The organism is Celeribacter sp. (assembly GCF_048270365.1).
In the GTDB taxonomy this organism is placed as follows: Bacteria; Pseudomonadota; Alphaproteobacteria; order Rhodobacterales; family Rhodobacteraceae; genus Celeribacter.
On the sequence record NZ_JBLWTA010000004.1, the window covers coordinates 169,266 to 194,829 of the forward strand.

Annotated in this window: 22 protein-coding genes; 13 read left to right on the forward strand and 9 right to left on the reverse strand. The window is 58.7% G+C overall.

Going from position 1 to position 25,564, the window contains the following annotated elements:
• Positions 1-3: 3 nt before the first annotated feature.
• Positions 4-741, reverse strand: coding sequence for a bifunctional 2-polyprenyl-6-hydroxyphenol methylase/3-demethylubiquinol 3-O-methyltransferase UbiG (gene ubiG / locus ACN0X0_RS07380; protein WP_417278623.1), 738 nt, complete (start codon positions 739-741; stop codon positions 4-6).
• Positions 742-809: 68 nt separating this feature from the next.
• Between ubiG and pip the strand changes: the two genes are divergently transcribed.
• From pip to infB, 5 genes are all read left to right on the forward strand, one after another.
• Positions 810-1,799, forward strand: coding sequence for a prolyl aminopeptidase (gene pip, locus ACN0X0_RS07385; protein WP_417278624.1), 990 nt, complete (start codon positions 810-812; stop codon positions 1,797-1,799).
• 175 nt (positions 1,800-1,974) lie between these two features.
• The gene (gene rimP / locus ACN0X0_RS07390; RefSeq protein ID WP_167601202.1) at positions 1,975-2,562 is read left to right on the forward strand and encodes a ribosome maturation factor RimP; all 588 of its coding nucleotides are present in this window, start codon (positions 1,975-1,977) and stop codon (positions 2,560-2,562) included.
• Between the two features lie 14 nt (positions 2,563-2,576).
• A complete protein-coding gene (gene nusA, locus ACN0X0_RS07395) occupies positions 2,577-4,196 on the forward strand; it encodes a transcription termination factor NusA (RefSeq protein ID WP_417278625.1) in 1,620 nt (539 codons plus the stop codon).
• A 26-nt stretch (positions 4,197-4,222) separates the two neighbouring features.
• Positions 4,223-4,855, forward strand: coding sequence for an RNA-binding protein (locus tag ACN0X0_RS07400; protein ID WP_417278626.1), 633 nt, complete (start codon positions 4,223-4,225; stop codon positions 4,853-4,855).
• Positions 4,852-7,371, forward strand: a complete 2,520-nt coding sequence (gene infB / locus ACN0X0_RS07405; protein ID WP_417278627.1) for a translation initiation factor IF-2 — start codon at positions 4,852-4,854, stop codon at positions 7,369-7,371. The genes ACN0X0_RS07400 and infB overlap by 4 nt, the downstream gene beginning before the upstream one ends.
• A gap of 81 nt (positions 7,372-7,452) precedes the next feature.
• Here infB and ACN0X0_RS07410 read toward each other — a convergent pair whose 3' ends face one another.
• From ACN0X0_RS07410 to ACN0X0_RS07425, 4 genes are all read right to left on the reverse strand, one after another.
• Positions 7,453-7,593 carry a hypothetical protein gene (locus tag ACN0X0_RS07410; RefSeq protein ID WP_219783359.1) on the reverse strand — a complete coding sequence of 47 codons (141 nt, stop codon included), beginning with the start codon at positions 7,591-7,593 and terminating at the stop codon, positions 7,453-7,455.
• Between the two features lie 158 nt (positions 7,594-7,751).
• On the reverse strand, positions 7,752-8,150 hold the full coding sequence (gene mutT, locus ACN0X0_RS07415; RefSeq protein ID WP_321365511.1) for an 8-oxo-dGTP diphosphatase MutT: 399 nt from the start codon (positions 8,148-8,150) through the stop codon (positions 7,752-7,754).
• Positions 8,147-9,394: a bifunctional glutamate N-acetyltransferase/amino-acid acetyltransferase ArgJ gene (argJ, locus tag ACN0X0_RS07420; protein WP_417278628.1), complete on the reverse strand. Its 1,248-nt coding sequence runs from the start codon at positions 9,392-9,394 to the stop codon at positions 8,147-8,149. The genes mutT and argJ overlap by 4 nt, the downstream gene beginning before the upstream one ends.
• Before the next feature lie 41 nt (positions 9,395-9,435).
• Positions 9,436-10,275 carry a peptidylprolyl isomerase gene (locus tag ACN0X0_RS07425; RefSeq protein ID WP_417278629.1) on the reverse strand — a complete coding sequence of 280 codons (840 nt, stop codon included), beginning with the start codon at positions 10,273-10,275 and terminating at the stop codon, positions 9,436-9,438.
• 180 nt (positions 10,276-10,455) lie between these two features.
• Here ACN0X0_RS07425 and secA point away from each other — a divergent pair, with 180 nt between their 5' ends.
• Together secA and ACN0X0_RS07435 are read left to right on the forward strand one after the other, a co-directional pair.
• Positions 10,456-13,158, forward strand: coding sequence for a preprotein translocase subunit SecA (gene secA / locus ACN0X0_RS07430; protein WP_417278630.1), 2,703 nt, complete (start codon positions 10,456-10,458; stop codon positions 13,156-13,158).
• Positions 13,159-13,279: 121 nt separating this feature from the next.
• Positions 13,280-14,851, forward strand: coding sequence for a phosphate ABC transporter substrate-binding/OmpA family protein (locus ACN0X0_RS07435; protein WP_417278631.1), 1,572 nt, complete (start codon positions 13,280-13,282; stop codon positions 14,849-14,851).
• 1 nt (position 14,852) lies between these two features.
• On the opposite strand, the gene radC is transcribed toward ACN0X0_RS07435, so the two are convergent.
• From radC to dnaK, 3 genes are all read right to left on the reverse strand, one after another.
• Positions 14,853-15,620: a RadC family protein gene (gene radC, locus ACN0X0_RS07440; RefSeq protein ID WP_417278632.1), complete on the reverse strand. Its 768-nt coding sequence runs from the start codon at positions 15,618-15,620 to the stop codon at positions 14,853-14,855.
• Between the two features lie 80 nt (positions 15,621-15,700).
• Positions 15,701-16,861: a molecular chaperone DnaJ gene (gene dnaJ / locus ACN0X0_RS07445; RefSeq protein WP_226551786.1), complete on the reverse strand. Its 1,161-nt coding sequence runs from the start codon at positions 16,859-16,861 to the stop codon at positions 15,701-15,703.
• A gap of 75 nt (positions 16,862-16,936) precedes the next feature.
• Positions 16,937-18,856 carry a molecular chaperone DnaK gene (gene dnaK / locus ACN0X0_RS07450; protein ID WP_417262383.1) on the reverse strand — a complete coding sequence of 640 codons (1,920 nt, stop codon included), beginning with the start codon at positions 18,854-18,856 and terminating at the stop codon, positions 16,937-16,939.
• Positions 18,857-19,080: 224 nt separating this feature from the next.
• Here dnaK and ACN0X0_RS07455 point away from each other — a divergent pair, with 224 nt between their 5' ends.
• A complete protein-coding gene (locus ACN0X0_RS07455; protein WP_417278633.1) occupies positions 19,081-19,692 on the forward strand; it encodes an alpha-ketoglutarate-dependent dioxygenase AlkB family protein in 612 nt (203 codons plus the stop codon).
• A 3-nt stretch (positions 19,693-19,695) separates the two neighbouring features.
• Here the strand turns inward: ACN0X0_RS07455 and ACN0X0_RS07460 are convergent, their stop codons facing one another.
• Positions 19,696-20,514: an ABC transporter permease gene (locus tag ACN0X0_RS07460; protein ID WP_417278634.1), complete on the reverse strand. Its 819-nt coding sequence runs from the start codon at positions 20,512-20,514 to the stop codon at positions 19,696-19,698.
• A gap of 146 nt (positions 20,515-20,660) precedes the next feature.
• Between ACN0X0_RS07460 and cysQ the strand changes: the two genes are divergently transcribed.
• From cysQ to ACN0X0_RS07485, 5 genes are all read left to right on the forward strand, one after another.
• Entirely contained in the window at positions 20,661-21,458 is a 798-nt protein-coding gene (cysQ, locus tag ACN0X0_RS07465) for a 3'(2'),5'-bisphosphate nucleotidase CysQ (RefSeq protein ID WP_417278635.1), read from the forward strand.
• Positions 21,458-22,258, forward strand: a complete 801-nt coding sequence (locus ACN0X0_RS07470; protein WP_417278636.1) for a 3-deoxy-manno-octulosonate cytidylyltransferase — start codon at positions 21,458-21,460, stop codon at positions 22,256-22,258. The genes cysQ and ACN0X0_RS07470 overlap by 1 nt, the downstream gene beginning before the upstream one ends.
• 186 nt (positions 22,259-22,444) lie before the next feature.
• The gene (locus ACN0X0_RS07475) at positions 22,445-23,344 is read left to right on the forward strand and encodes a UTP--glucose-1-phosphate uridylyltransferase (RefSeq protein WP_417262378.1); all 900 of its coding nucleotides are present in this window, start codon (positions 22,445-22,447) and stop codon (positions 23,342-23,344) included.
• Between the two features lie 9 nt (positions 23,345-23,353).
• Positions 23,354-24,340: a UDP-glucose 4-epimerase GalE gene (gene galE, locus ACN0X0_RS07480; RefSeq protein ID WP_417278637.1), complete on the forward strand. Its 987-nt coding sequence runs from the start codon at positions 23,354-23,356 to the stop codon at positions 24,338-24,340.
• 78 nt (positions 24,341-24,418) lie between these two features.
• Entirely contained in the window at positions 24,419-25,435 is a 1,017-nt protein-coding gene (locus tag ACN0X0_RS07485) for a glycosyltransferase family 2 protein (RefSeq protein ID WP_417278638.1), read from the forward strand.
• The last annotated feature ends 129 nt before the right edge of the window (positions 25,436-25,564 follow it).

Here is a 25,564-nt window from a genome sequence, read left to right on the forward strand (position 1 = left end):
GGTCTATTCTGGCTTAATCGAGGCGGTGACGTAGTTCACGGAGAGGTCGCGCGCAGAGGTCGACCATGTCCACAGGATCGGGTTGAAGACGAAGCCTTTGCGATCCACCGGATTGAGGCCTGCTTTCGAGATCAGGTCGAACAATTCATCCGGCGTGATGAATTTCTTCCACTCATGCGTCCCGCGCGGCAGCCAGCGCATCACCACCTCGGCGCCGAAAATCGCCATGGCGTAGCTTTTCGGATTGCGGTTGAGCGTCGAGCAGATCATCAGCCCGCCGGGTTTCAAAAGCTGCTGACAGGCGGTCAGATAGGCCAGCGGATCGGAGACATGCTCGACCACTTCCATGTTCAGCACGACGTCGAACTGCTCGCCCGCCTCGGCCAGCGCTTCGGCGGTGGTGTTGCGATAGTCGATTTCAAGGCCGGATTGCTCGGCATGGACCTGGGCCACGGGAATGTTGCGCTCTGCGGCATCCGCACCCACCACGGTGGCGCCAAGCCGCGCCATCGGTTCGGACAAAAGCCCGCCCCCACAGCCGATGTCCAACAGGCGCAGGCCTTCGAAAGGTTTCTCAGAAGCCAGATCACGCCCGAATTCGGCGGCAATCTGCGTCACGATGTAGTCGAGCCGCACCGGGTTCATCATGTGCAAAGGCTTGAATTTCCCGGTTGGGTCCCACCACTCGGCAGCCATTGCTTCGAATTTCGCGACCTCTTGCGGGTCAATGGTGGTTTGCATGATCGCCTCCTTCATGTTCAAATCCGTCCGCCGGGACTATGACTTAGTCCGCTCTATATAGGATTTCCATGGACAAGGTCTCAGGCCAAAAGAGCGCATATTCGTATCTCTACCCCCAAATCGCGGTCTATGACCACCGCACGTTGGAGGTCGGGGACGGGCATCAATTATATGTCGAACAAAGTGGCAATCCAGCGGGGATTCCGGTGGTGGTGCTGCATGGCGGTCCGGGCGGCGGGTGCAGCCCCTATATGCGACGCTATTTCGACCCGTCCAAATATCGCATCATCCTGTTCGACCAGCGGGGCTGTGGCAAATCCCGGCCCTTTGCATCAGTTGAGGCCAATACGACACAGCATCTTATCGCGGATATCGAGAAAATCAGGCTCGAACTCGGCCTGGAACGCTGGATTGTCTTTGGCGGGAGCTGGGGGGCGACCTTGGGGTTGGCCTATACGCAGGCCCATCCCGAGCGTGTGCTTCACCTCGTGTTGCGCGGCGTATTCACGGCGCGGCAAAGCGAACTGGACTGGTTCTACGCAGGTGGTGCGGGGCAGTTTTGGCCGGATCTCTGGGCCGAGTTCCGCGATGCCATCCCGGAAGAGGAGCGCGGAGATCTGATCGCGGCCTATCATCGGCGTTTGTTCAGCGGCAATCACAAGGAAGAGATTGTCTATGGGCGTATCTGGTCACGCTGGGAAAATGCTTTGGCGTCGATTGCCACGGACGGTGTCGTGGGCGAGCCGGGACCGGACTATGCCCGCACCTTTGCGCGGATCGAGAATCACTACTTTATCAACGGCGCGTTTTTCGATCACGACGGTCAGCTCATGACGAATATCGACCGCATGGCCAATGTGCCGGGCACCATCGTGCAGGGCCGCTTCGATATGATCTGTCCGCCCGCGACCGCCTATGAGCTGAACCGCATCTGGCCGATCTCCCGCCTGATCATGGTGGGGCGCGCTGGGCATGCTTTGTCTGAGCCGGGGATCACCCAGGCTTTGGTCATGACGATGGACCGGCTCGGCGACCTCCTTGGCGATCTCATGGGCTGAGACGCTATAGGGCTTGCAGTTTTGCGTTGTCGCGCGTATATGCCTCTCCAACAGCGGCGCTGTCGGGAGTTCCCGAAGCTCCACCGAGAAAGATCGACGGGCCGCGCGCCCGTTTTTTTGTGCCCTCATCCAAGGGCCAAGTCCCGAAGTGAACCGTATCGAAAGAGGCCTCTCAATGTCGGACCTGATTGCAAAAACCGCGATCGACCGCCGGATGGCGGAAATCGTGGGCCCCGTCATCGAAGGCATGGGGTTCGAACTTGTGCGCGTGCGTTTGATGTCTTCGACCAAATCGAAGACGCTTCAGATCATGGCCGAACGCCCGACGGGCGGCATCGAAGTGGACGAATGTGCGGAGATTTCCACCGCCGTTTCTGCTATTCTCGACGTCGAAGACCCGATCGAAGATGAATATACGCTCGAAGTGTCGAGCCCCGGCATCGACCGTCCTCTGACGCGTTTGAAGGACTTCGACACATTTGAGGGCCATGAGGTCAAGATCGAGACCACCGAGATGATCGACGGGCGCCGCCGCTTCAAAGGCCAGTTGGCCGGCGTCGAGGGCGACGATGTTCTGATCACAATCGAAGAAGGTGGCGAGGACGTGACCATCGGGTTGAATTTTGACTGGCTGTCGGACGCCAAACTTGTGCTGACCGACGAGCTGATCCGCGAAATGCTGCGCCAACGGAAATCCGATGGGGCAATTGACGAGAACCAATTTGACGAAATCCAGACCGACGACGGGTCTTCAGAGGATTGAGAGAGGACTGAGTAATGGCAATCACCTCTGCAAACCAGCTTGAGCTGTTGCAAACCGCCGAGGCCGTGGCCCGCGAGAAAATGATCGACCCGAATCTCGTGGTCGAAGCGATGGAAGAATCCCTCGCCCGTGCCGCGAAGTCGCGTTACGGCGCCGAGATGGACATCCGCGTCTCCATCGACCGCAAGACGGGCCGCGCCACCTTTACCCGTGTGCGCACCGTGGTCGAGGACGAAGAGCTTGAGAATTACCAAGCCGAGCTGACCGTGGAACAGGCCAAGCAATATATGGCTGACCCGCAGATCGGTGACGAGATCAAGGACGAGGTCCCGCCGGTGGAGCTTGGCCGGATCGCCGCGCAATCTGCAAAACAGGTCATCCTGCAAAAAGTGCGCGAAGCCGAGCGTGATCGTCAGTTCGACGAGTTCAAAGACCGCGTCGGCACGATCATCAACGGTGTTGTGAAGCGCGAAGAATACGGCAACGTGATCGTCGACATCGGTCGTGGCGAAGGCATCCTGCGCCGCAACGAAAAAATCGGTCGCGAGGCCTATCGCCCGAATGACCGCATTCGTTGCTTCATCAAAGACGTGCGCCGCGAAGCCCGTGGGCCGCAGGTCTTCCTGTCCCGCACCGCACCGGAATTCATGTCCGAGCTGTTCAAGATGGAAGTGCCGGAGATCTACGACGGCATCATCGAGATCAAAGCCGTGGCCCGTGATCCCGGCTCGCGCGCGAAGATCGCCGTGATTTCCTACGATGGATCCATCGACCCCGTCGGCGCCTGTGTCGGTATGCGCGGCTCGCGCGTGCAGGCCGTGGTGAACGAGCTTCAGGGCGAGAAAATCGACATCATTCCGTGGAATGACGATCAGCCGACCTTCCTCGTGAACGCGCTGCAACCGGCCGAAGTCACCAAAGTGGTGCTCGACGAGGATGCAGGCAAAATCGAGGTCGTGGTGCCGGATGAGCAACTGTCGCTCGCCATCGGTCGTCGCGGTCAGAACGTGCGTCTGGCATCCCAGCTGACCGGTCTCGACATTGACATTCTGACCGAAGCCGAAGAATCCGAGCGTCGCCAAAAAGAATTCGCGGCCCGCACGCAGCTCTTCATGGATGCGCTCGATCTGGACGAATTCTTCGCCCAACTTCTGGTTTCCGAAGGCTTCACCAACCTTGAAGAGGTGGCTTACGTCGAGGTCGACGAGCTTTTGGTCATTGACGGCGTGGATGAAGACACCGCCAACGAGCTGCAAGCCCGTGCCCGTGACGTGCTCGAAGAGGCCAATCGCAAGGCGATGGAACATGCCCGCGAGTTGGGTGTCGAGGACAGCCTTGTTGACTTTGAGGGTCTGACACCCCAGATGATTGAGGCACTGGCCGAAGACGGTGTGAAATCTCTCGAAGATTTCGCAACCTGCGCGGACTGGGAGCTGGCCGGTGGCTGGACCACGGTGAATGGCGAACGCATCAAGGACGATGGTGTCCTCGAAAAGTTCGACCTTTCCCTCGAAGAGGCTCAGAACATGGTGATGACGGCGCGTATCCAGCTTGGCTGGGTTGATCCGTCCGACCTTGAAACCGAAGAAGAAGCCGTTGAAGACGATGCGGCGGAAGAAGGAAGCGAGGCCTGAGTTCAGGCCTTGCCCATAGGTGATTGATGACCCGAGGCGGTATGGTGAAATCGAAAGACGAAGCGGAGCGGCGCTGTATCGTGTCGCGGGAGGCTGAGCCCAAGCGCGGCCTCATCCGTTTCGTTGTCTCGCCCGACGGTCTCGTGGTCCCCGACCTGGCGGAAAAACTACCGGGTCGCGGCATCTGGGTCAGCGCGGATCGCGCGATTTTGGAAGAAGCAGTCAAGAAAAAGCTGTTCGCTAAGGCCGCCCGCACGCAGGTGACGGTGCCCGATGATTTTGTGAACCTGATCGAGGCTGGGCTGACCGATCGTGTGGTGCATCTGATTTCGCTCGCGCGCAAGGCGGGCGGAGCAGTGTGCGGATTTGAGAAAGTGAAGAGCTGGTTGGCGGATGGGCACGCGAAAGTGCTTCTCCAGGCCTCCGATGGCTCGGAACGCGGAAAAGGCAAACTCTGGACACCCGAGGGGGGCCGTTGGTTCGGTCATCTGACGAGTTCTGAATTGGGTTTGGCTTTTGGCCGCGAAAGTGTGATACATGGCGCGCTCTCAGGTGGCGGACTCAGCAAACGTGTTGTAGAGGAAGCCAACCGCCTTATGGGCGTGCGCGAGACAATCGGTGGAGAGGGCTCCGCCGGGAAGGGTAAGACGACGAAATGAGCGATACAGACGGCAAAAAAACCCTCGGCCTTCGTGGTGGTTCCGGTTCGGTGAAGCAAAGCTTCTCCCACGGGCGCACGAAGAATGTCGTGGTCGAAACCAAACGCAAACGTGTTGTGGTGCCGAAGCCGGGTGCTTCGAAGTCGTCGGGCTCCGGAAATCCTGCGCTTGGCGATCCGTCGAAACGTCCGGCTGGTATTTCCGACGCGGAAATGGAGCGCCGGATGAAGGCGCTCGCTGCTGCGAAAGCGGCGGAGGCCGATGAGACGAAAAAGCGTGCCGAAGACGAGAAGGCCCGCGAGGAAGAGCGCGAGCGCCGTCGTCGTGAGATCGAGGAAAAGGCCCGCGAAGAGGCGGAGCGCGAAGCCGCTCTGAAAGCGAAAGAAGAGGAAGAGGCCCGCGCCAAGAAAGAAGCCGAAGAGGCGAAAAAGCGCGAAGCCGAAGCTCGTAAGAAACCGGCTGCCGCTCCGGCGCCGAAGACGGATGATCCGGCAGCTGCCCAAGCGGCTCTGCAAAAACAGCAGGAGCGCGGTGGCCGTGCCCCGGCGGCGGCGCCCCGTGCTCGTGAGCGCGAAGACGACAACCGCAACAACCGCGGCAAAGGTGGCGACAACCGTCGCTCCGGCAAGCTGACCGTGAACCAGGCGCTGACCGGCGGTGAAGGCGGGCGTCAACGCTCGATGGCCGCGATGAAGCGCAAACAGGAACGCATGCGCCAAAAGGCCATGGGCGGGAATGACTCGCGCGAAAAAGTTGTGCGTGACGTACAGGTGCCGGAAACCATCGTGGTCTCCGAACTGGCGAACCGTATGGCCGAACGTGTGGCTGACGTGGTGAAATCGCTCATGAAAATGGGCATGATGGTGACGCAGAACCAATCCATTGATGCCGACACCGCCGAGCTGATCGTCGAGGAATTCGGCCACCGCATTCAGCGTGTGTCCGATGCCGACGTCGAGGATGTGATCTCGCAGGTCGAGGATGCGCCCGAAACGCTGCAACCGCGTCCGCCGGTGATCACCATCATGGGCCACGTGGACCATGGTAAAACTTCGCTGCTCGACGCGATCCGCAACGCCAATGTGACCTCCGGCGAGGCTGGCGGGATCACCCAGCACATCGGTGCTTATCAGGTGACTACGGAATCCGGTGCGGTTCTGTCCTTCCTCGATACCCCCGGCCACGCGGCGTTTACCTCCATGCGGGCCCGTGGCGCGCAGGTGACGGACATCGTCGTGCTCGTGGTGGCTGCGGATGACTCCGTAATGCCGCAAACCATCGAGGCGATCAGCCACGCGAAAGCGGCTGGTGTTCCGATGATCGTGGCGATCAACAAATGCGACAAACCCGATGCGGAGCCGATGAAGGTGCGCACCGAGTTGCTGCAACATGAGGTGATCGTCGAGGAAATGTCCGGTGACGTGCAGGACGTCGAAGTCTCGGCCAAAACCGGCAAGGGCCTTGATCAACTGCTCGAAGCCATCGCGCTTCAGGCCGAGATCCTTGAGCTGAAAGCCAACCCGGATCGCGCCGCCGAAGGTGCCGTGATCGAGGCTCAGCTCGATGTGGGCCGTGGTCCGGTCGCGACCGTTCTGGTTCAAAAGGGCACGCTGAAGCGCGGTGACATCTTCGTCGTGGGTGAGCAGTGGGGTAAGGTCCGCGCGCTCGTGAACGACAAAGGCGACCGCGTCGAAGAGGCCGGTCCGTCGGTTCCGGTCGAGGTTCTGGGTCTCAACGGCACGCCCGAGGCCGGTGACGTGTTGAACGTTGTCGACACCGAAGCGCAAGCGCGTGAGATTGCCGAGTACCGCGAACAGGCGGCGAAGGACAAACGCGCCGCTGCCGGTGCTGCGACGACGCTGGATCAGCTTTTGGCGAAAGCTAAGGCCGACGAAAGCGTTGCCGAGCTGCCGATCCTCGTGAAAGCGGACGTGCAGGGTTCTGCCGAAGCCATCGTTCAAGCGATGGAAAAGATCGGCAACGACGAGGTGCGCGTGCGCGTGCTGCACTACGGTGTGGGTGCGATCACGGAATCCGATATCGGCCTGGCCGAAGCCTCGGGTGCGCCTGTGATCGGCTTTAACGTCCGTGCGAACGCTCCGGCGCGGAACTCCGCGAACCAGAAAGGCGTCGAAATTCGCTATTATTCCGTGATCTACGACCTCGTGGATGACGTGAAAGCGGCGGCCTCCGGTCTGTTGTCCGCGGAAATTCGTGAGAACTTCATCGGTTACGCCGAAATTCGCGAAGTCTTCAAAGTGTCGGGTGTGGGCAAGGTTGCCGGCTGTCTCGTCACCGAAGGTGTGGCGCGCCGTTCCGCCGGTGTGCGTCTGCTGCGCGATGACGTTGTGATCCACGAAGGCACGCTGAAAACGCTTAAGCGCTTCAAAGACGAAGTCAAAGAAGTGCTGTCCGGTCAGGAATGTGGTATGGCCTTTGAAAACTACGATGACATTCGCCCGGGCGATGTGATCGAGATCTTCGAACGTGAGGAAGTCGAGCGCAATCTCGACTGATCCACATCGGATCATCAGACAACAAAAAAGGCGGGCTATGGGCCCGCCTTTTTCGTGTGTAACAAACTGCTGATTTTCGTATCAGGCGGCTTTGGTGTAAGACACCGGCTTGCCGACAAAGGTCTTGTCGCCAACGCGCACCTGAATGTTTCCGTTCTGAGTTTCACCAACATAGTGGCCCTGAACGGAGATGTATTTCCCAAGAGTAATCGAACGCATCATTGTTTTGGCCCCCAAAGCTAAATGGCGTTAGCGGTAAACTATCTCAAAAAGCGTTAAAAATCATTTATAAATTTAAGACAGAATCCATTTTTAAGCACAAATGTTGTGCAAACAGGGGGTCTGCACAACAAAATGTTACGTTTCTGCTGTGCAGAAACTCAAAGAAGGTCCCTGAGGATGGGAATCAGCGGAATATCGGCGGGCGGCATCGGATAATCGCGAAGATCGCGCGCCTTGACCCATTTCAAAACCTGCCCTTCGCGAGGCGTCGGCACGCCGTTCCATTTGCGACAGGCAAAGAGCGGCATCATGAGGTGAAAATCATCATAGCTGTGCGAGGCAAAGGTCAGCGGCGCGAGACAGGAGTTCCAGGTTTCAATCCCCAGTTCCTCATGCAATTCGCGGACCAAGGCGGCTTCCGGCGTCTCGCCCGGCTCAACTTTGCCGCCAGGGAACTCCCAGAGACCGGCCATGGATTTGCCCTCGGGCCGTTGTGCCAAAAGCACACGACCCTCGACGTCGATCAAGGCAACGGCAGATACGAGCAGCAATTTCACGAGCGATAATCCGCGTTGATCGTGATGTAGCCGTGGGTCAGGTCACAGGACCAGACGGTCGCAGCGCCATCGTCGAGGCCCAGATCGACACGAATCACGATCTCATCGTTCTTCATGTAAGTGGCACCGGCTTCTTCGGTGTAGCTGGGCGACACCCAACCGTTTTCGGCCACAAGGATGTCACCGAACCAAATGGTAAGACGGTCACGCTCGGCGCGCTCACCGGCTTTGCCGACGGCCATCACGATACGCCCCCAGTTCGGGTCCTCGCCAGCAACGGCGGTTTTCACCAGCGGAGAGTTGGCGATTGCCATGGCGACCCGATGCGCTGGACCGTTGGCATTGGCGCCGGTGACCTGAACCTCGATAAGTTTCGTCGCGCCTTCGCCATCACGTGCGATCTGAATCGCCAGATCTTTCATCACGGCGTGAAGCGCTTCGCGGAAGGCATGCACACGCGGATCAGCGAAATCTGTGATCGGCGCCATGTCGGCCTTGCCGGTGGCGCCGACGACAACCGTGTCGGAGGTCGAGGTATCGCCATCCACGGTCACACAGTTGAACGTCTTGGCATTATCAAGCCAGAGACATTGTTGCAGCACATCGCGAGAGATTGCTGCATCTGTAAAGATATAGCACAGCATGGTCGCCATATCGGGTGCGATCATGCCGGAGCCCTTCGCGAAACCTGCGATCTTGATGGGCGTGCCATCGAGATCGGCGCTCTGCGTGGCGCCTTTGGGGAAGGTGTCGGTGGTCATGATCGCACGCGCGGCCATGTCCATGCTGTCGGGCGTCAGAGCGGCGTTCAGATCGGCGATCTTCGCGGTGATCCGCTCCCATTTCAGAGGCTCACCGATCACGCCTGTGGAGGCGGTAAAGACGCGTTTCTGGTCAATGCCCATTTCCTCGGCGACCGCTTCGGTGATCTTGGCGACTGAGTCAAAGCCGCTTTGACCCGTGAAGGCGTTCGAGTTGCCGGAATTGACGAGGATCGCGGCCTTGCCCGGAAGATCGAGCGTGACCTTTTCCTGACAATCAATGACGGCCGCGGAGCGGGTGGTGGAGCGGGTAAAGACGCCGGCGATGGCAGAACCCTCGCACAGTTCGGCAAGCATGACATCCGTGCGGCCCGAATAGCGTACGCCAGCCTCGAGGGCGGCGAAACGCACGCCGTCGATTACCGGCAATTCGGGAAATCCGCCTTTCGGAGCAAGCGGGGAAACATGGGTGATTTTAGCCATCGTCGGCGTCCTTACAAAAGCGCGGATCTTGGAGCGCGAAGTTATTGCAGCAGATCGTCCATCCGCAGAGCGGCGGGGTCGATGCCTTCCATAAGCTCGACGTTACCATCGGTTTTCAGCGCTTCAAGGGCTTCCGTGATCGCGGCCTCTTCGATGTCTGCGGCAAGCTCGTCCTGCACTTCTTCGAGCGGCGGGACGGAGGCCAGACGGGTTTCCATCAGCTTGATCACATGCCAGCCGAACTGGGTCTGAACCGGCTGAGACACGCTGCCTTCTTCCATGCCGACGACGGCTTCTTCGAAGGGCGCAACCATCATGCCGAGACCGAACCAGCCAAGATCACCGCCATTCGGACCGGACGGGCCAGTGGATTTTTCGCGCGCGAGCTCGGCAAAATCGGCACCTTCATCGAGCGCTTTGACAAGCTCAAGCGCCTCTTCTTCGGTTTCCACGAGAATATGTGCAGCATGGTATTCACGACCCGGCTCGAATTCCGCGAATTTCGCGTCGTAAGCGGCCTTGAGGCTTTCCTCAGTCACCGCATTTGCCGCGATGGTTTCCAGCTGATGGCCCGCAACGAGCACCCGCTCTTCGTTCTCAAGCTGAAGTTTCAGACCTTCGGAGACATCGCCTGCGGCTTGTTTCAACAGCTCTTGCTGCACGATCTGGTTCACGATGCCTTCAAAAAGCTGTGCGTCGGGCAGGCTTTGATACTGCGGCGGCAGGGCCTGACGCGCTGCGATGATGTGGCCGAGGGTGATTTCCGTGCCGTTCACGGTCGCAACGACGGTCGAAGAGGTCATATCCTGGGCAAAGACTGGTGCGGACGTGGCAAGTGCGAGAGAAAGCAGCGCTGCCGTGGCGGAAAAACGGTATTTCATGGAGAAAATCCTTCCTGTCGGCGCCATTCCGGGGCGCGACGTTGACACTCAAGGTATGGCCCCTTACATCGCGATAGGTCACTGAAGAGGAGCCTTCACGCCCGTTTCTATGGGCAGAGCGGCAGCGGGGCAATCCCTCCTCTCACACGATCCTGTCAGGACGCATCGAGCGGAGAAAATATGCTGGGCATCGGTACACTCGCGAAAAAGGTTTTTGGGACCCCAAATGATCGCAAGGTCAAGGCAACCCGACCTCTCGTGGCAAAGATCAACGCGCTGGAGCCAGAGTTCGAAAAACTCGATGACGCCGGGCTGATTGCAAAAACGGAAGAGTTCAAGAAACGCGTGGCGGAGGGCGAGAGCCTCGACGCGCTTTTGCCGGAGGCGTTTGCCAACTGTCGTGAGGCGGCGCGTCGTGCGCTTGGCCTGCGCGCCTTTGACACGCAGCTCATGGGCGGCATCTTCCTGCATCAGGGCAATATCGCCGAGATGAAAACCGGTGAGGGCAAAACGCTCGTCGCGACCTTCCCGTCCTATCTGAACGCCCTGACGGGGAAGGGCGTCCATGTGGTGACGGTCAACGAATATCTGGCCACGCGCGATGCCGAATGGATGGCGAAAGTGTTCGAGGCTCTGGGCATGACCTGTTCCTCGATCTATAGCCAACAGCCCGAGGACGAGAAACGCGCGGCCTATGCCTGTGACGTGACCTATGCGACCAACAACGAGCTGGGCTTTGATTATCTGCGCGACAATATGAAATCCGAGCTGAAAGAGATGGTTCAGCGCGGGCATCATTTCGCCATCGTGGATGAGGTCGACTCGATCCTGATCGACGAAGCCCGGACGCCTCTGATCATTTCCGGTCCTTCCGATGATCGCTCCGAGCTGTATCAGACCATCGATGCGCTGATCCCGCGTCTGACGGAAGAGCATTTCGAGCTAGATGAGAAAACCCGTCAGGTGACCTTTACCGAAGAGGGCAACGAGTTCCTCGAACAAATTCTGCACGAGGCCGGGTTCCTGCCCGAGGGTCAGACGCTTTACGATCCGGAAAGCACCACCATCGTGCACCACGTCAACCAGGGTCTGCGCGCGCATAAACTGTTCCAGAACGGCGTGCATTACATCGTCCGTGACGGTGGCGTGGCTTTGATTGACGAATTCACCGGCCGCATGATGGCCGGGCGTCGTCTTGCCGACGGTCTGCATCAGGCGATCGAGGCCAAGGAAGGCGTCGAGATCAAGCCTGAGAACATCACCATGGCGTCGGTGACCTTCCAGAACTATTTCCGTCTCTATGAAAAACTCTCCGGCATGACCGGCACGGCCGCCACCGAGGCTGAGGAATTCATGGAGATCTACAAGCTCGGCGTGGTCGAAGTGCCGACCAACCGTCCGATCCAGCGGATCGACGAACATGACCGGGTGTATCGTACCGAGGGCGACAAACTGGCGGCTGTCGTGGACTCGATCCGCGAAGCCCACGCAAAAGGCCAGCCGGTGCTCGTCGGCACCACCTCGATCGACAAATCCGAAGAGCTGTCGCAATTTCTGACCAAAGAGGGCATCACCCACAACGTGCTGAACGCGAAACAGCATGAGATGGAGGCCCAGATCGTGGCCGATGCTGGTAAATACGGTGCGGTGACCATCGCGACCAACATGGCGGGCCGCGGCACCGACATCAAACTCGGCGGCAACGTCGAGATGAAGGTGATGGAAGCCATCGCCGCCAATCCCGAGGCCAACCCCGACGAGATTCGTGCTCGGATCGAGGCGCAACATGCCGAGGATGAAAAGCGCGTCTTGGAGGCGGGCGGGCTTTACGTTCTCGCCACCGAACGCCACGAAAGCCGCCGGATCGACAACCAGCTGCGCGGTCGTTCCGGTCGCCAAGGTGACCCGGGCCGCTCCTTGTTCTTCCTGTCTCTCGAAGACGACCTGATGCGCATTTTCGGCTCCGAACGCCTCGACAAGATGCTGTCGTCTCTGGGCATGAAAGAGGGCGAGGCCATTGTTCACCCCTGGGTCAACAAATCGCTCGAAAAAGCCCAGGCGAAGGTCGAGGGCCGCAACTTCGACATCCGCAAACAGCTTTTGAAATTCGACGATGTGATGAACGATCAGCGTAAGGTGGTCTTCTCGCAACGTCGCGACATCATGGAATCCGAGAACGTCAACGAGATCGTCGAGGACATGCGCCATGAGGTGATCGAGGACCTCGTGGGCGAGGCCATTCCGCCGAAATCCTACCCGGATCAGTGGGATGTCGAAAAGCTGCACCGTGAGTTGGCCGACGCGCTGAACATGGATCTTCCGGTCAAGGATTGGGCGGAGGAAGAGGGCGTCGATGACGAAGCGATCATCGAACGCATCTCCGAGGCCTCCGACAGCATGATGGCGGAGAAGCAAGAGTCCTTCGGGGCCGATCAGATGCGTCAGATCGAAAAGCAATTCCTGTTGAATACCATCGATGCGAAATGGCGTGAGCATCTTTTGACGCTTGAGCATCTGCGTTCGGTCGTGGGCTTCCGTGGCTACGCACAGCGCGATCCGCTCAACGAGTATAAGAACGAAAGCTTCCAGCTTTTTGAGAGCATGCTCGACAGCCTGCGCAGTGAGGTGACGCAGAAACTGTCCCGCGTGCGCCCGATGACCGAAGAAGAGCGCAACGCCATGTTGCAGCAACTTGCTGAACAACAGGCCGCCGCCGTCGCCGGTGCGCAACCGCAGCCCGTTGGGGAGCCCGAAGAGGGTCATCCGAACGAGGTTCCGGGGTTCGACGAGAACGATCCGTCAACCTGGGGCAATCCGGGGCGCAACGATCTCTGCCCTTGCGGTTCTGGTAAAAAATTTAAACATTGCCACGGCGCCGTTTGATTTTCCCAATGCGACCCGTGTTCGATTTTCGGCACGGGTCGTTTTGCTCTTTGCGGTTGAAACTCTGACGGCCACATCGGACACTCCTGCAAAATTTCATATTCTTTGAGGGCGCTGAGCCATGTTGAAATCTCTGTGGGCTTTCGCTGCGACCTTGACCGTTCTGGTCGCGCCGACTGTGGCGATGGCGCAGGATGTGAACCTGCTGTCGCGTGATGGCTCCATTTCGATCAGCGGCAATTTCTTGAGCTTTGATGGTGAGTTCTACCGGGTCGAGACCGATCTCGGTGTGCTCACGGTGGACAGCTCCGGCGTGCGTTGCGAAGGGCCCGGCTGTCCTGATCTCGACGGCTATTATGCGCAGATTCGCCTGTCGGGCGACACCAAGGGAACGCGCACGCTCTTGCCTGCGCTGATCACCGCTTTTGCGCTTCGAAATGGCTATACCGTTGCGACAAATTCGCCGAGCGAAACCCAGCGTTCGATGATCCTGACGGATGCAGAAAATGACATTACGGTCGGGGAATTCCTGCTCTTCGATACGTCCAGTGCCGAAGGATTTGCCGATCTCGTCTCCGAGAACACCGACATGGTCCTGTCGCTTCGCAAGGTCGCGCCTAAGGAAATGGTATTGGCCTATGAGGCCGGTGTGGGCGATCTGTCCGATCCGCTGCGCGCCCGCGTGGTGGCGCTTGATGGCTTGGTGCCTGTCGTGTCGCGGTCGAATATCGTGCACGGGCTGTCGCTCTCTGAGCTTTCGGCGATTTACCGGGGCACGGTGACGAATTGGCAAGAGATCGGCGGGGCGGATGCGCCGATTGTGGCCCATCTCATGCGGGACGATTTACAGGACGGAAGCGAATTTCGTCGGATGATCCTCGGCCATGGGGTCCAGATTGCGGAAGCGGCTGTGACGCTTCACGACCGCTACGACAGTTTGGTCGCCGCGATTGAACAGGACCCCTATGCTTTGGGTCTTGGCCGTATGTCAGAGGGCGGAACGGTGAAGCCGGTCGGCCTGAGCGGTGCCTGCGGGTTCGAGGCACGCGCGGCCGCGTCTGACATCAAGAGCGAGGATTACCCGCTAACCCGTCCTGTGTTTCTCTACACGCCTGCGCATCGGTTGCCGAAACTGGCGCGGGAATTCCTGTCCTTCGTGGTGTCGCCTGCGGCGCAGATCGTGGTCGCGCGGACGGATTTTGTCGATCAGGGCGTAGATGAGCTGTCTTTCCGCGATCAGGGATGGCGGTTTGCCAATGCGATCAGCCATGCGGGCGAGGAGATCACACTCGAAGATTTGCAATCCGTGACAGGCACCCTTCAGGGCGCCAAACGTTTGACGCTCGGGTTCCGGTTCGAAGGCGGTTCAACCACACTCGATGCGCAGTCGCGCTCGAACGTGCATCTTTTGGCAGAACTTTTGGAGGCGGGCGTTTATGACGGGCAGTCCCTGACCTTTGCCGGTTTCTCGGACGGCGAGGGGCGTGCCTCGATCAATGCGGCCCTGTCCAAGCGCCGGGCTGAGGCGGTTTTGAAAGCGGTCAGACAGGCGATGGGCGAGGCTTTCGAAGCGGATCGTGTGACCCTACGCGCCGCAGGGTTCGGTGAGGCGATGCCTTTGGCCTGCGATGACGTCGAATGGGGCCGATCTCTGAATCGACGTGTCGAAGTTTGGGTTAAATCTTCGAGTTAAATCAAAGATAACCCGATCCACGGAAACTCAGCTCCGTCGATTTTCCGATGATCAGGTGATCGTGCAACTGGATGTCGAGCGCTTCGGCGGCATCCCGGATTTGGTTCGTCATGCTGATGTCCGCGTCCGAGGGCGTCGGATCACCCGACGGATGATTGTGCACGAGGATCAGCGCCGAGGCGTTCAGCTCCAGCGCGCGTTTGACCACTTCACGTGGGTAGACCGGCACATGATCGACCGTGCCGCGCGCCTGTTCCTCATCGGCGATCAGGATGTTTTTGCGGTCGAGATAAAGCACGCGGAACTGTTCGGTTTCGCGATGCGCCATGGTGGTGTGACAATAGTCCAGAACCGCGTCCCAGCTCGAAATCACGGGCCGCTGCATTACGCGGGCGCGGGCCAGACGGTGCGCGGCGGCCTCGACGATTTTGAGGTCTTGGGCGGCGGCAATATCCATCCCCTCGACCTCCAGAAGACGCGGGATCGGAGCGGAGATGACCCGATTGTAATCGCCAAAGGCCTCGATCAAGGCGGCGGCAATCGGTTTCACATCTGCACGGGGCAGGGCGCGGTAGAGCACGAGTTCCAACAGCTCATAATCCGGCATCGCCTGCGCGCCGCCGTCGATGAAACGGTCCTGCAAATGCTTGCGATGATTGCGCAGATAGCTTGGCGGGCGCGAGGGGAGCATAACCGGGCGGGCCTCGTCGAGATCGAAGAGCCAGTTGGGCATTTCCCGAAATGCGGAGGGGGTCGAAGGCGTGTTCATGGAACAATCCATGGCCCGATTCGCTGAAAAAGTAGTTAACGCAAATTAAGAGAGGGCGCCGAAGCGCCCTCTCAGATCACTCAGGAATGTTTCATCCCATCCCAGAAACTTTTGACTTTCTTGAAGAAAGTGGAGCTTTCCGGGTTGTTGTTGTCTTCGCCCAGCTTGTCGAACTCCTGGAGAAGTTCCTTTTGCTTGGCCGTCAAGTTCACAGGCGTTTCGACCGCGAGCTCAATGAACATATCGCCCTGACCGCCCCCTCTGAGCGCTGGCATGCCTTTGGCGCGCAGGCGCATTTGGCGGCCGGATTGGCTGCCTGCGGGGATTTTCACCCGCGAGCGGCCACCGTCGATGGTCGGCACTTCGATGTCGCCGCCCAGAGCCGCCGTTGCCATGGAGACAGGCACGGAGCAATGCAGGTTCACACCTTCGCGTTCGAAAATCGCATGAGGACGGACCTCGATGAAGATGTACAAATCGCCGGTCGGCCCACCACGAAGCCCCGCCTCACCTTCGCCAGCAAGACGAATGCGCGTGCCGGTTTCGACGCCCGCAGGGATGTTGACGGAGAGCGAGCGCTCTTTTTCAACACGACCCGCACCGTGACAATCGTGGCAGGGATCCTTGATCGTTTGACCAAGGCCGCCACAGGCCGGACAGGTGCGTTCGACCGTGAAGAACCCCTGCTGTGCACGGACTTTGCCCATGCCGGAGCACGACGGGCAGGTTTGCGGTTCCGCGCCGTTGGCCGCGCCCGTGCCGCTACAGCTGGTGCAGGCGACGGAGGTGGGCACGTTGATGGTTTTCTGCGCGCCTTTGTAGGCTTCTTCGAGGGTGACGCGCATGTCGTACCGGAGGTCCGAGCCGCGTTGTGCCCGAGACCGGCCGCCGCCACCGCGTTGACCGCCCATGAAGTCGCCGAACAGGTCGTCGAAGACATCGGAGAAGGCCGAGGCAAAGTCGCCCTGACCCGCGCCGCCGCCGAAGCCGCCACGCCCGCCGCCCATGCCGCCTTGCTCGAAAGCGGCGTGACCGAAGCGGTCATAGGCGGCTTTCTTGTCGGCGTCCTTGAGCGTGTCATAGGCCTCGTTCACTTCCTTGAACTTGGCCTCCGCATCGGGGTTGTCCTTGTTGCGGTCGGGGTGAAACTCCATCGCTTTCTTGCGATAAGCTTTTTTGAGCTCCGCGGCATCCGCGCCTTTTTCGACGCCAAGCACTTCGTAATAATCGCGTTTTGCCATGGATCTTTTCCTTTAACAGAACCGCAAAATCGAACCGGCCCAAAACGGGCCGGCTCACACGGTCCTTACATGCGCTTAGGAGCGCTTGTTGTCGTCAAGATCCTCGAAGTCGGCATCGACGATGTCGTCATCGACGGAGGACGGACCTTCGTCCACATCGACGTCATCGGCCTGACCCGAAGAGGCTTGTTCGGCCTTGTAGATGGCCTCGCCCAGTTTCATGGCCGCATCGGTCACGTTCTGGATGCCGGAGCGGATTTTGTCCGGGTTCTCGGTTTCCAGCTGGTCCTTGAGCGCAGCGATGGCCAGTTCGATGGCTTCGATCGTGGTCGGGTCGACCTTGTCGCCGTGCTCTTCCATGGATTTCTCCGTGGAGTGGATGAGGCTCTCGGCCTGGTTCTTGGCTTCGACGAGATCTTTGCGGGCCTTGTCGGCTTCGGCGTTCGCCTCGGCGTCCTTGACCATTTTCTCGATGTCCTCGTCGGAGAGACCGCCGGAGGCCTGGATCGTGATCTTTTGCTCTTTGCCGGTGCCTTTGTCCTTCGCACCCACTTCGACGATACCATCGGCGTTGATGTCGAAGGTCACTTCGATCTGCGGCATGCCGCGCGGTGCCGGCGGGATACCTTCGAGGTTGAACTGACCGAGCATCTTGTTGTCAGCGGCCATTTCGCGCTCGCCCTGGAAGACACGCAGCGTCACGGCGGACTGGTTGTCTTCAGCCGTCGAGAAGATCTGCGATTTCTTGGTCGGGATCGTCGTGTTGCGGTCGATCAAGCGGGTGAAGACGCCACCGAGCGTTTCGATGCCGATGGAGAGCGGGGTCACGTCGAGCAGGAGCACGTCTTTGACGTCGCCTTGCAGAACGCCGGCCTGAATGGCGGCACCCATGGCAACCACTTCGTCGGGGTTCACACCTTTGTGGGCCTCTTTACCGAAGAATTTGGTCACTTCTTCGATGACCTTCGGCATACGGGTCATACCGCCAACGAGCACAACTTCGTCGATGTCGGAGGTGGAGAGACCTGCGTCTTTCAGAGCCGCTTTGCACGGGTCCATCGAGCGTTTGATCAGATCGGACACGAGGCTTTCGAGCTTTGCACGGGTCAGTTTGACCACGAGGTGCAACGGCGTGCCCGAAGACGGGTCCATGGAGATGAACGGCTGGTTGATCTCGGTCTGAGTGGACGACGACAGTTCGATCTTGGCTTTCTCGGCGGCTTCTTTGAGACGCTGAAGGGCCATTTTATCTTTGGTCAGATCGACGCCATGCTCTTTTTTGAACTCCTCGGCGAGGTAGTTCACGATGCGCATGTCGAAGTCTTCACCGCCCAAGAAGGTGTCGCCGTTGGTGGCCTGCACTTCAAAGACGCCGTCACCCAGTTCGAGGATGGTCACGTCAAAGGTGCCGCCGCCAAGGTCATAGACCGCGATGGTTTTGGTTTCTTCTTTGTCGAGGCCATAGGCCAACGCAGCCGCGGTCGGCTCGTTGATGATGCGCAGCACTTCGAGGCCAGCGATCTTGCCGGCGTCTTTGGTGGCCTGACGCTGGGCGTCGTTGAAGTAGGCCGGAACGGTGATCACCGCTTGGGTCACTTCTTCGCCGAGGTAGGACTCAGCGGTCTCTTTCATTTTGCCCAGGATGAAGGCGGAGATTTGCGAAGGCGAATATTTGTCGCCGCGCACTTCGACCCACGCATCACCATTGCCGCCATCGACGATGGCGTAGGGCACGAGTTTCTTATCTTTTTCGACGGCTGCGTCGCCCATGCGACGGCCGATCAGGCGTTTCACGGCGAAAACCGTGTTCTCGGGGTTGGTCACAGCCTGACGTTTGGCTGCCTGACCCACGAGGCGTTCACTGTCGGTGAAACCGACGATGGAGGGCGTGGTGCGCGCCCCTTCGGAGTTCTCGATCACACGCGGTTGCGAACCATCCATGATGGCAACGCAGGAGTTGGTGGTCCCGAGGTCGATACCGATGACTTTGGCCATGCTCAAAATCCTCTCTTAGGCGATGTTGTGACGTTGGACCCATTGCGGCGTCCGCCGTCGATCCCAATGTTACTGACCGACCTGAAATCCAGTTTGAAGTTCAGGCCAATCAAAGCTTCTGGGCGTATATAAGGAGCGGTTTTGGCCCCTGCAAGTTGTGCGAGGGGGTCTATGCGTGGAAAAATGGAGTCATTTCCGTAAGAAAACGTCAGAGGATGTTAAAAATGCAGAAATCTGTGCCGTTGGATTTGCGGGGCATGCAGGTGTTCAGGGGGCTTTTGGACCTTGAGGACCAAAAACGCATGGTCGCGGCACTGCGCGATGTGGTGCGCGAGGTGCCTTTGTTTCACCCGATGACGCCGTCGGGCAAGCGGATGTCGGTGCGGATGACCTCTGCGGGGCGCTTCGGTTGGATCACGGATGCGAAGGGCTATCGCTACAGTCCGACCCATCCCGAGGGGCAGACATGGCCTGAGATACCGGAGATCGTGTTGAAGGTCTGGTTGGAGGTGTCGGGCGCCACGCGCGCGCCGGAGTCCTGTCTGATCAATTTCTATGATGCGGAGGCCAAGATGGGTCTGCACCAGGATCGCGACGAACAGGATTTCTCGCAACCTGTGGTGTCTATTTCTCTGGGCGACGAGGCACTGTTTCGGGTCGGCAACGAGACGCGGGGCGGCAAGACGGAGAGTCTGTGGCTCAGCTCCGGCGATGTCGTCGTGATGGGCGGTGCCTCTCGGCTTTTGTATCACGGCATTGACCGGGTGAAGCCGGGGAGCAGTGGCCTTTTGCCGAAAGGCGGGCGGATCAATGTCACGCTCAGGGTCGTGAGCTGAGGCTTAGCGCGCCCCCCAGCTCAGCGACACACGTTTGCGGGTGAAAAATTCAGCCAAAAGCCCGATGGTCAGGCACACGAGCGTGAAGACGACCGGATACATGATCGAGCTTTTGTGCGGGTTGTAATTCACAAAAGTAAAACCGCGGGCCTGATCGATGGTGTGGAACAAAGGGTTCCAGGTGAACATGGCGATCATGAAGGCCGGGGTCTGGTTGGCGACGAACATCTTGCCGGAGGTGAACAGATTCGCCCGCGTATAGATGAGCTGGAGAATCCGAACGAACCCCGGCGCCCAGGGTTTCGCGGCCAAAAACACCATGCCGATCGCTGACCCGGAGGCCCAGGCCAAAAGGAACATGCCAAAGGCGCCCGCAATGTTCTGGAAATGCACGGTGCCCCAGCCCAGAGAGTAGCCGAAGAGAATCACCGTGACGGAGAGCGTCTGGATGTACAGCGTGCTGAGCGCCGAAGAGGTGATGGCGATGGCCGTGTTCATCGGCGCGTGCTGCATCATGGGCGAGGCGGCGGTTTCCGATGAAGCGACGGCGGAGAGGGATTTATTGTGCGTGAGGAACAGGAAAATCCCCGACATGATATAGAGAATGAAATCGCCCCGGATTGCCGTGCCGCGCACGCCGATGATCGAATACATAAAGCTGAAGACCGCGACGAGGATCAGGGTTTGCGAGATGCTGATCAAAAGCCCGATGATCGGATTGCCGTTTGTCTTGCGGACATGGCGCACAGTGTTGACGAAAATCAACCTTAGGACGGTCAGGGCCGCCGACAGGCCGCTCTGGGTTCTGGTGTAATGGAACATCCTATGGGTCCTGTCCTGAGAATATTGCCTGCCGATATGGGATTCGGGCGAGGGATTTCTTGCTGTTCCCTGTGAGCCGTAGCATAAGGTTGTTGAGGTTTTCTTTCAATGAAAACGCATCGATGTGGCGATTTAGGAGCGTAGTAATGGATTTTGATCAACTCATCCCGGTGATGCGGCGCCTTGCGATCGAGGCCGGTGAGAAGATCCTCGAGATCTATAATGCAGATGATTTCGAGGTCAAAACAAAGTCTGACGAAAGTCCGGTGACCGAAGCGGATGAGGCGGCGGATGCCTTGATCTCCGCAGGTCTTCGCGCGGTGTTCCCGGATGTGACCTTGATCACCGAAGAACAGGCGGAGTCGCACGATCTGAAATCCGACACTTTCCTGATCGTGGACCCGCTGGACGGGACGAAGGAATTTGTCAAACGCCGCGGCGATTTCACCGTCAACATCGCCTATGTCGAAAAAGGCGTGCCGCTGCGTGGTGTGGTCTATGCGCCCGCCAAGGATCGGCTGTTCATCACCGATGCGTCTGGCCAGTCCTTTGAGGAGCTTGGTCCCTTCGATGCCGCCACTCCGGGCGAGATGAAGGCGATCTCGGTCTCTAAACCGGACAATGAGGCTCTGATGATCGTCGCTTCGAAATCCCACCGCGATCAGGCGACCGAGGATTACCTCGCGAAATACAAAGCCAAGGACAGCAAATCGGCGGGGTCTTCGTTGAAATTCTGTCTCGTGGCGACGGGCGAGGCCGATCTTTACCCGCGCGTCGGGCGCACCATGGAGTGGGACACGGCGGCGGGTCATGCCGTTCTTTTGGGCGCGGGCGGCGAAGTCGTGCGTTTCGACGATCACAGCCCGCTGACCTATGGCAAAGAAGACTACGCCAACCCGTTCTTCATCGCCTATGCGCCGGGCGTCGAGCTTAAAGACGCTTGATGCCTGTTCTGATCGTTATTCCGGCCCGGTTCGCCTCGACGCGCTATCCGGGCAAGCCGCTTGTGGAGCTGACCGGTGCCACGGGCGAGAAAAAATCCCTGATTCACCGCAGCTGGGAAGCCGCCGTGGCCGCAGAGGGCGTGGATCGAGTGGTTGTGGCCACTGATGACGACCGCATTCGTGCGGCGTCGGAGGCCTTTGGCGCAGAGGTCGTCATGACGTCTGAGATCTGTGCCAACGGGACCGAACGCTGTGCCGAGGCGCTAGAGGTACTGGGCGGTGGGTATGACATCATCGTCAATCTGCAAGGCGACGCACCGCTGACCCCCGCCTGGTTCGTCGAGGAGCTGGTGGCCGGTCTGCGCGCACATCCGACCGCCGAAGTGGCCACGCCGGTTCTGCGCTGTGACGGGCGGGCTCTGAACGGCTTCCTCGAAGATCGCAAAGCGGGTCGGGTTGGCGGCACGACCGCCGTTTTCGGGTCGGACCACAAAGGGCTCTATTTCTCCAAGGAAGTGATTCCCTACACCGCGGAAACCTATGCCGATACGGATGAGACTCCGGTGTTTCACCATGTTGGGGTTTACGCCTATCGCCCTTCCGCGCTGGGCGCTTATCCGAAGTGGCCCATGGGGCCTCTGGAGCGTCTCGAAGGCCTTGAGCAACTGCGATTCCTCGAACAGGAACGCCCTGTGCTTTGCGTTGAGGTCGAATCTCGGGGGCGGCAGTTTTGGGAGCTCAATAACCCCGAAGACGTGCCCCGGATTGAGTCGATGTTGGCGGAAATGCGCGTAGAATAGCGCTAACGTTTTGTCTTTTTGCTTATTTCTTGTGCGGGTGCTAGGGCAGAGAGTACAGAGTTGTAAAACTGTGCCTTTCCTATGTGAATAGATACAGGTGATCCTGACCTTCCGGCGTAATGTGCGTAAGGTCGGGGCAAGGGTATGCAATTAATGGGCTCATGAGTGCGAGCCGAAGGAGTGAAGATGAGAAAAGTCACCAAAGCGATTTTCCCAGTGGCGGGTCTTGGCACGCGGTTTTTGCCCGCAACCAAATCCATCCCGAAAGAGATCATGACCTTGGTCGACCGCCCGCTGATCCAATACGCCATCGACGAGGCGCGGGCCGCAGGCATCAAGGAGTTCATCTTCGTGACCTCGCGCGGCAAAGGCGCGCTTGAGGACTACTTCGATCACTCGCCGGTCCTCGAACAAGAGCTTCGCAAGAAGGGCAAGGACAAGCTTCTCGAAGTTCTGAAAACCACCAACATGGACAGCGGCGCCATCGCCTATATCCGCCAGCACAAGGCCCTGGGTCTCGGTCACGCCGTGTGGTGTGCGCGTCGTCTTCTCGATCCGAAAGAACCTTTTGCCGTAATCCTGCCGGATGACGTGATCGCGGCAGAGAAACCCTGTCTGCAACAGATGGTCGAAGCCTACGAAGAGCTTGGTGCCTCCGGTTCCATGGTTGCCTCCATGGAAGTGCCTGCGGACAAAGTGTCGGCTTATGGCGTTCTGGATGTGAAAGACGACATGGGCAGCACCGTGTCGGTCAAAGGCATGGTGGAGAAACCGGCGCCGGGGACCGAGCCGTCGAACCTCGCTGTGATCGGTCGTTACATCCTCGATCCCGCCGTGATGAAGAACCTGAACCAGATGAAATCCGGTGCCGGTGGTGAAATTCAGCTCACCGACGCGATCGCGGATGAGATCGGCACGGAGCGTGGCGTCTATGGTTACCGCTTTGCCGGTCAGCGTTTCGATTGTGGTTCGAAAGCGGGCTTCCTTCAGGCGACGATTTCCTTTGGTTTGTCGCGCGATGATCTTCGCGATGAGCTTCAGGAATATCTGGATGAGCTGTCGGCAGTTCGTGCTGCCGCTCAGTAAGGAATTTACATGACAAAATCCGTCATTGTGACTGGGGGTGCGGGCTATATCGGCTCGCACGCCTGTAAAGCCCTGCGCGCGGCGGGCTATGAACCCGTCACCTTCGACAACCTGTCCACGGGTTGGGAAGATGCGGTGAAATTCGGTCCCTTTGAGAAGGGCGATCTTTTGGATCGCGCCCGCCTTGATGGGGTTTTCGCCAAATATGACCCGGTTGCCGTGATGCATTTCGCGGCCTTCTCGCAGGTTGGCGAAAGCATGAAGGACCCGGGCAAATACTGGCGCAACAATGTCATCGGATCTTTGACTTTGATCGAGGCGGCTGTTGCGGCGGGCTGCATGAATTTCGTGTTTTCCTCGACCTGCGCGACCTATGGCGATCAGGACAACGTGGTTCTGGACGAGGACTCGGTGCAATTGCCGATCAATTCCTATGGCGCCTCGAAGCGTGCCATCGAAGACATCCTTGAGAACTTCGAACAGGGGTTCGGCCTGAACTCCGTGATCTTCCGTTACTTCAACGTGGCGGGCGGTGACCCCGACGCAGAGGTAGGGGAATTCCACCAGCCGGAAACCCATCTCATCCCGTTGATGCTCGACGCGATTGCGGGCAAGCGCGATGCTTTGACGATTTTCGGCACGGATTACGACACGCCCGACGGCACCTGCATTCGCGACTATGTGCATGTCTGCGATCTGGTCGATGCGCATGTTTTGGGTCTGAAATGGCTCGAAGAGGGCAAGGGCAGCCGGGTGTTCAACCTTGGCACCGGCAAGGGCTTTTCCGTGCGCGAGGTGATCGACCATTCGCGTGCCGTGACCAATATGGATGTGCCTTACGTCGAGGGCGACCGTCGTCCCGGCGATTGCACCAAACTGGTGTCCGGTTCTGAGCGTGCGATTCAGGAATTGGGCTGGTCGCCGGATCGGTCGAACCTGTCTGAGATGATCGGTGACGCATGGAAATGGCATCAGACCGGGCATTACGACAAGTGAGTCGTTGAGCGCGAAATCTGTGATTCAGATTTAATGTGAAACGCTTTAATCTGGCCCAACACGTAGAAGGGGACCGGTTTGGGCCAGCTCTGGCAGAAGTATAAGCTGCGGGTTTTGCGACGGCATCTTTTGTGGCGAGCCTTTCGCGCGCGTCACAAGCTTCGACTTGTCCAAGACCGCACCTCAGAGATGGACGAGACGTCGATTCTCTGTGTCGCTTGCCTGCGCAACGAAGCGCTGCGGTTGCCCTATTTTCTGGACTACCATCGCCGCCTTGGTGTGACGCATTTCCTCTTTGTCGACAACGACAGTGATGACGACACAGCGGCGCTTTTGTCCGGTCAACCGGATGTGTCGCTCTGGTCTACCTCGGCGAGCTACAAGGATGCGCGCTTCGGTCTCGACTGGACCACATGGATTCAGATGAAATATGCGCGCGGCAAATGGTGTCTGACTTTGGACGCGGATGAACTGTTGGTCTTTCCGCACAATAAGACCCGAACACTGCGGGATTTGACCCTTTTCATGGAAAAATCGGGCCAAAGCGCGCTGGGCACCTTGATGCTCGATCTCTATCCGAAAGGGCCGATTGATCAGGTGACCTATCACGCCGGGGATGATCCGCGTGCGGTCATGCCCTATTTCGATCCGGCGCCCTATCGCGCGGTGCGTCAGGCGCCGAAAGGCAATCTTTGGGTGCAGGGCGGTGTGCGTGAGCGCGTTTTTTTTGCCGACGCCCCACGGCGAGGCCCGACATTGAACAAGCTGCCGCTGGTGAAATGGCATTGGCGGTATGTCTATATCAACTCGACTCATGCCATGCTGCCGCACGAGATGAATCATGCCTATGATGGGCCGGGCGAGAGCCGTCTTTCCGGGGTCTTGTTGCACACGAAATTTCTGCCTGTGGCGATTGAGAAATCCCAAGAGGAAAAGACCCGAAAACAGCATTTTGCCCAGCCTGACGCTTTTGGCGACTATTACGATGCTGTGATCCAGGCGCCCGATCTTTGGCACGAGGGAGCGGTGGCCTATGAAGGCTGGGAGCAGCTCGAAGCGCTTGGCCTGATGAGCCGGGGAGATTGGCGGGCTTAAAGAGCAAAACTGTGGGCTTTGGTAAGCACAATTAAACAATTTTGCTATTTAATCTGAATTGTTTACGTTTAGATCGAGAATCCGTAGATAATAGCGCAAAGGGTTCGGAGCCGGATGTCATAAACATCT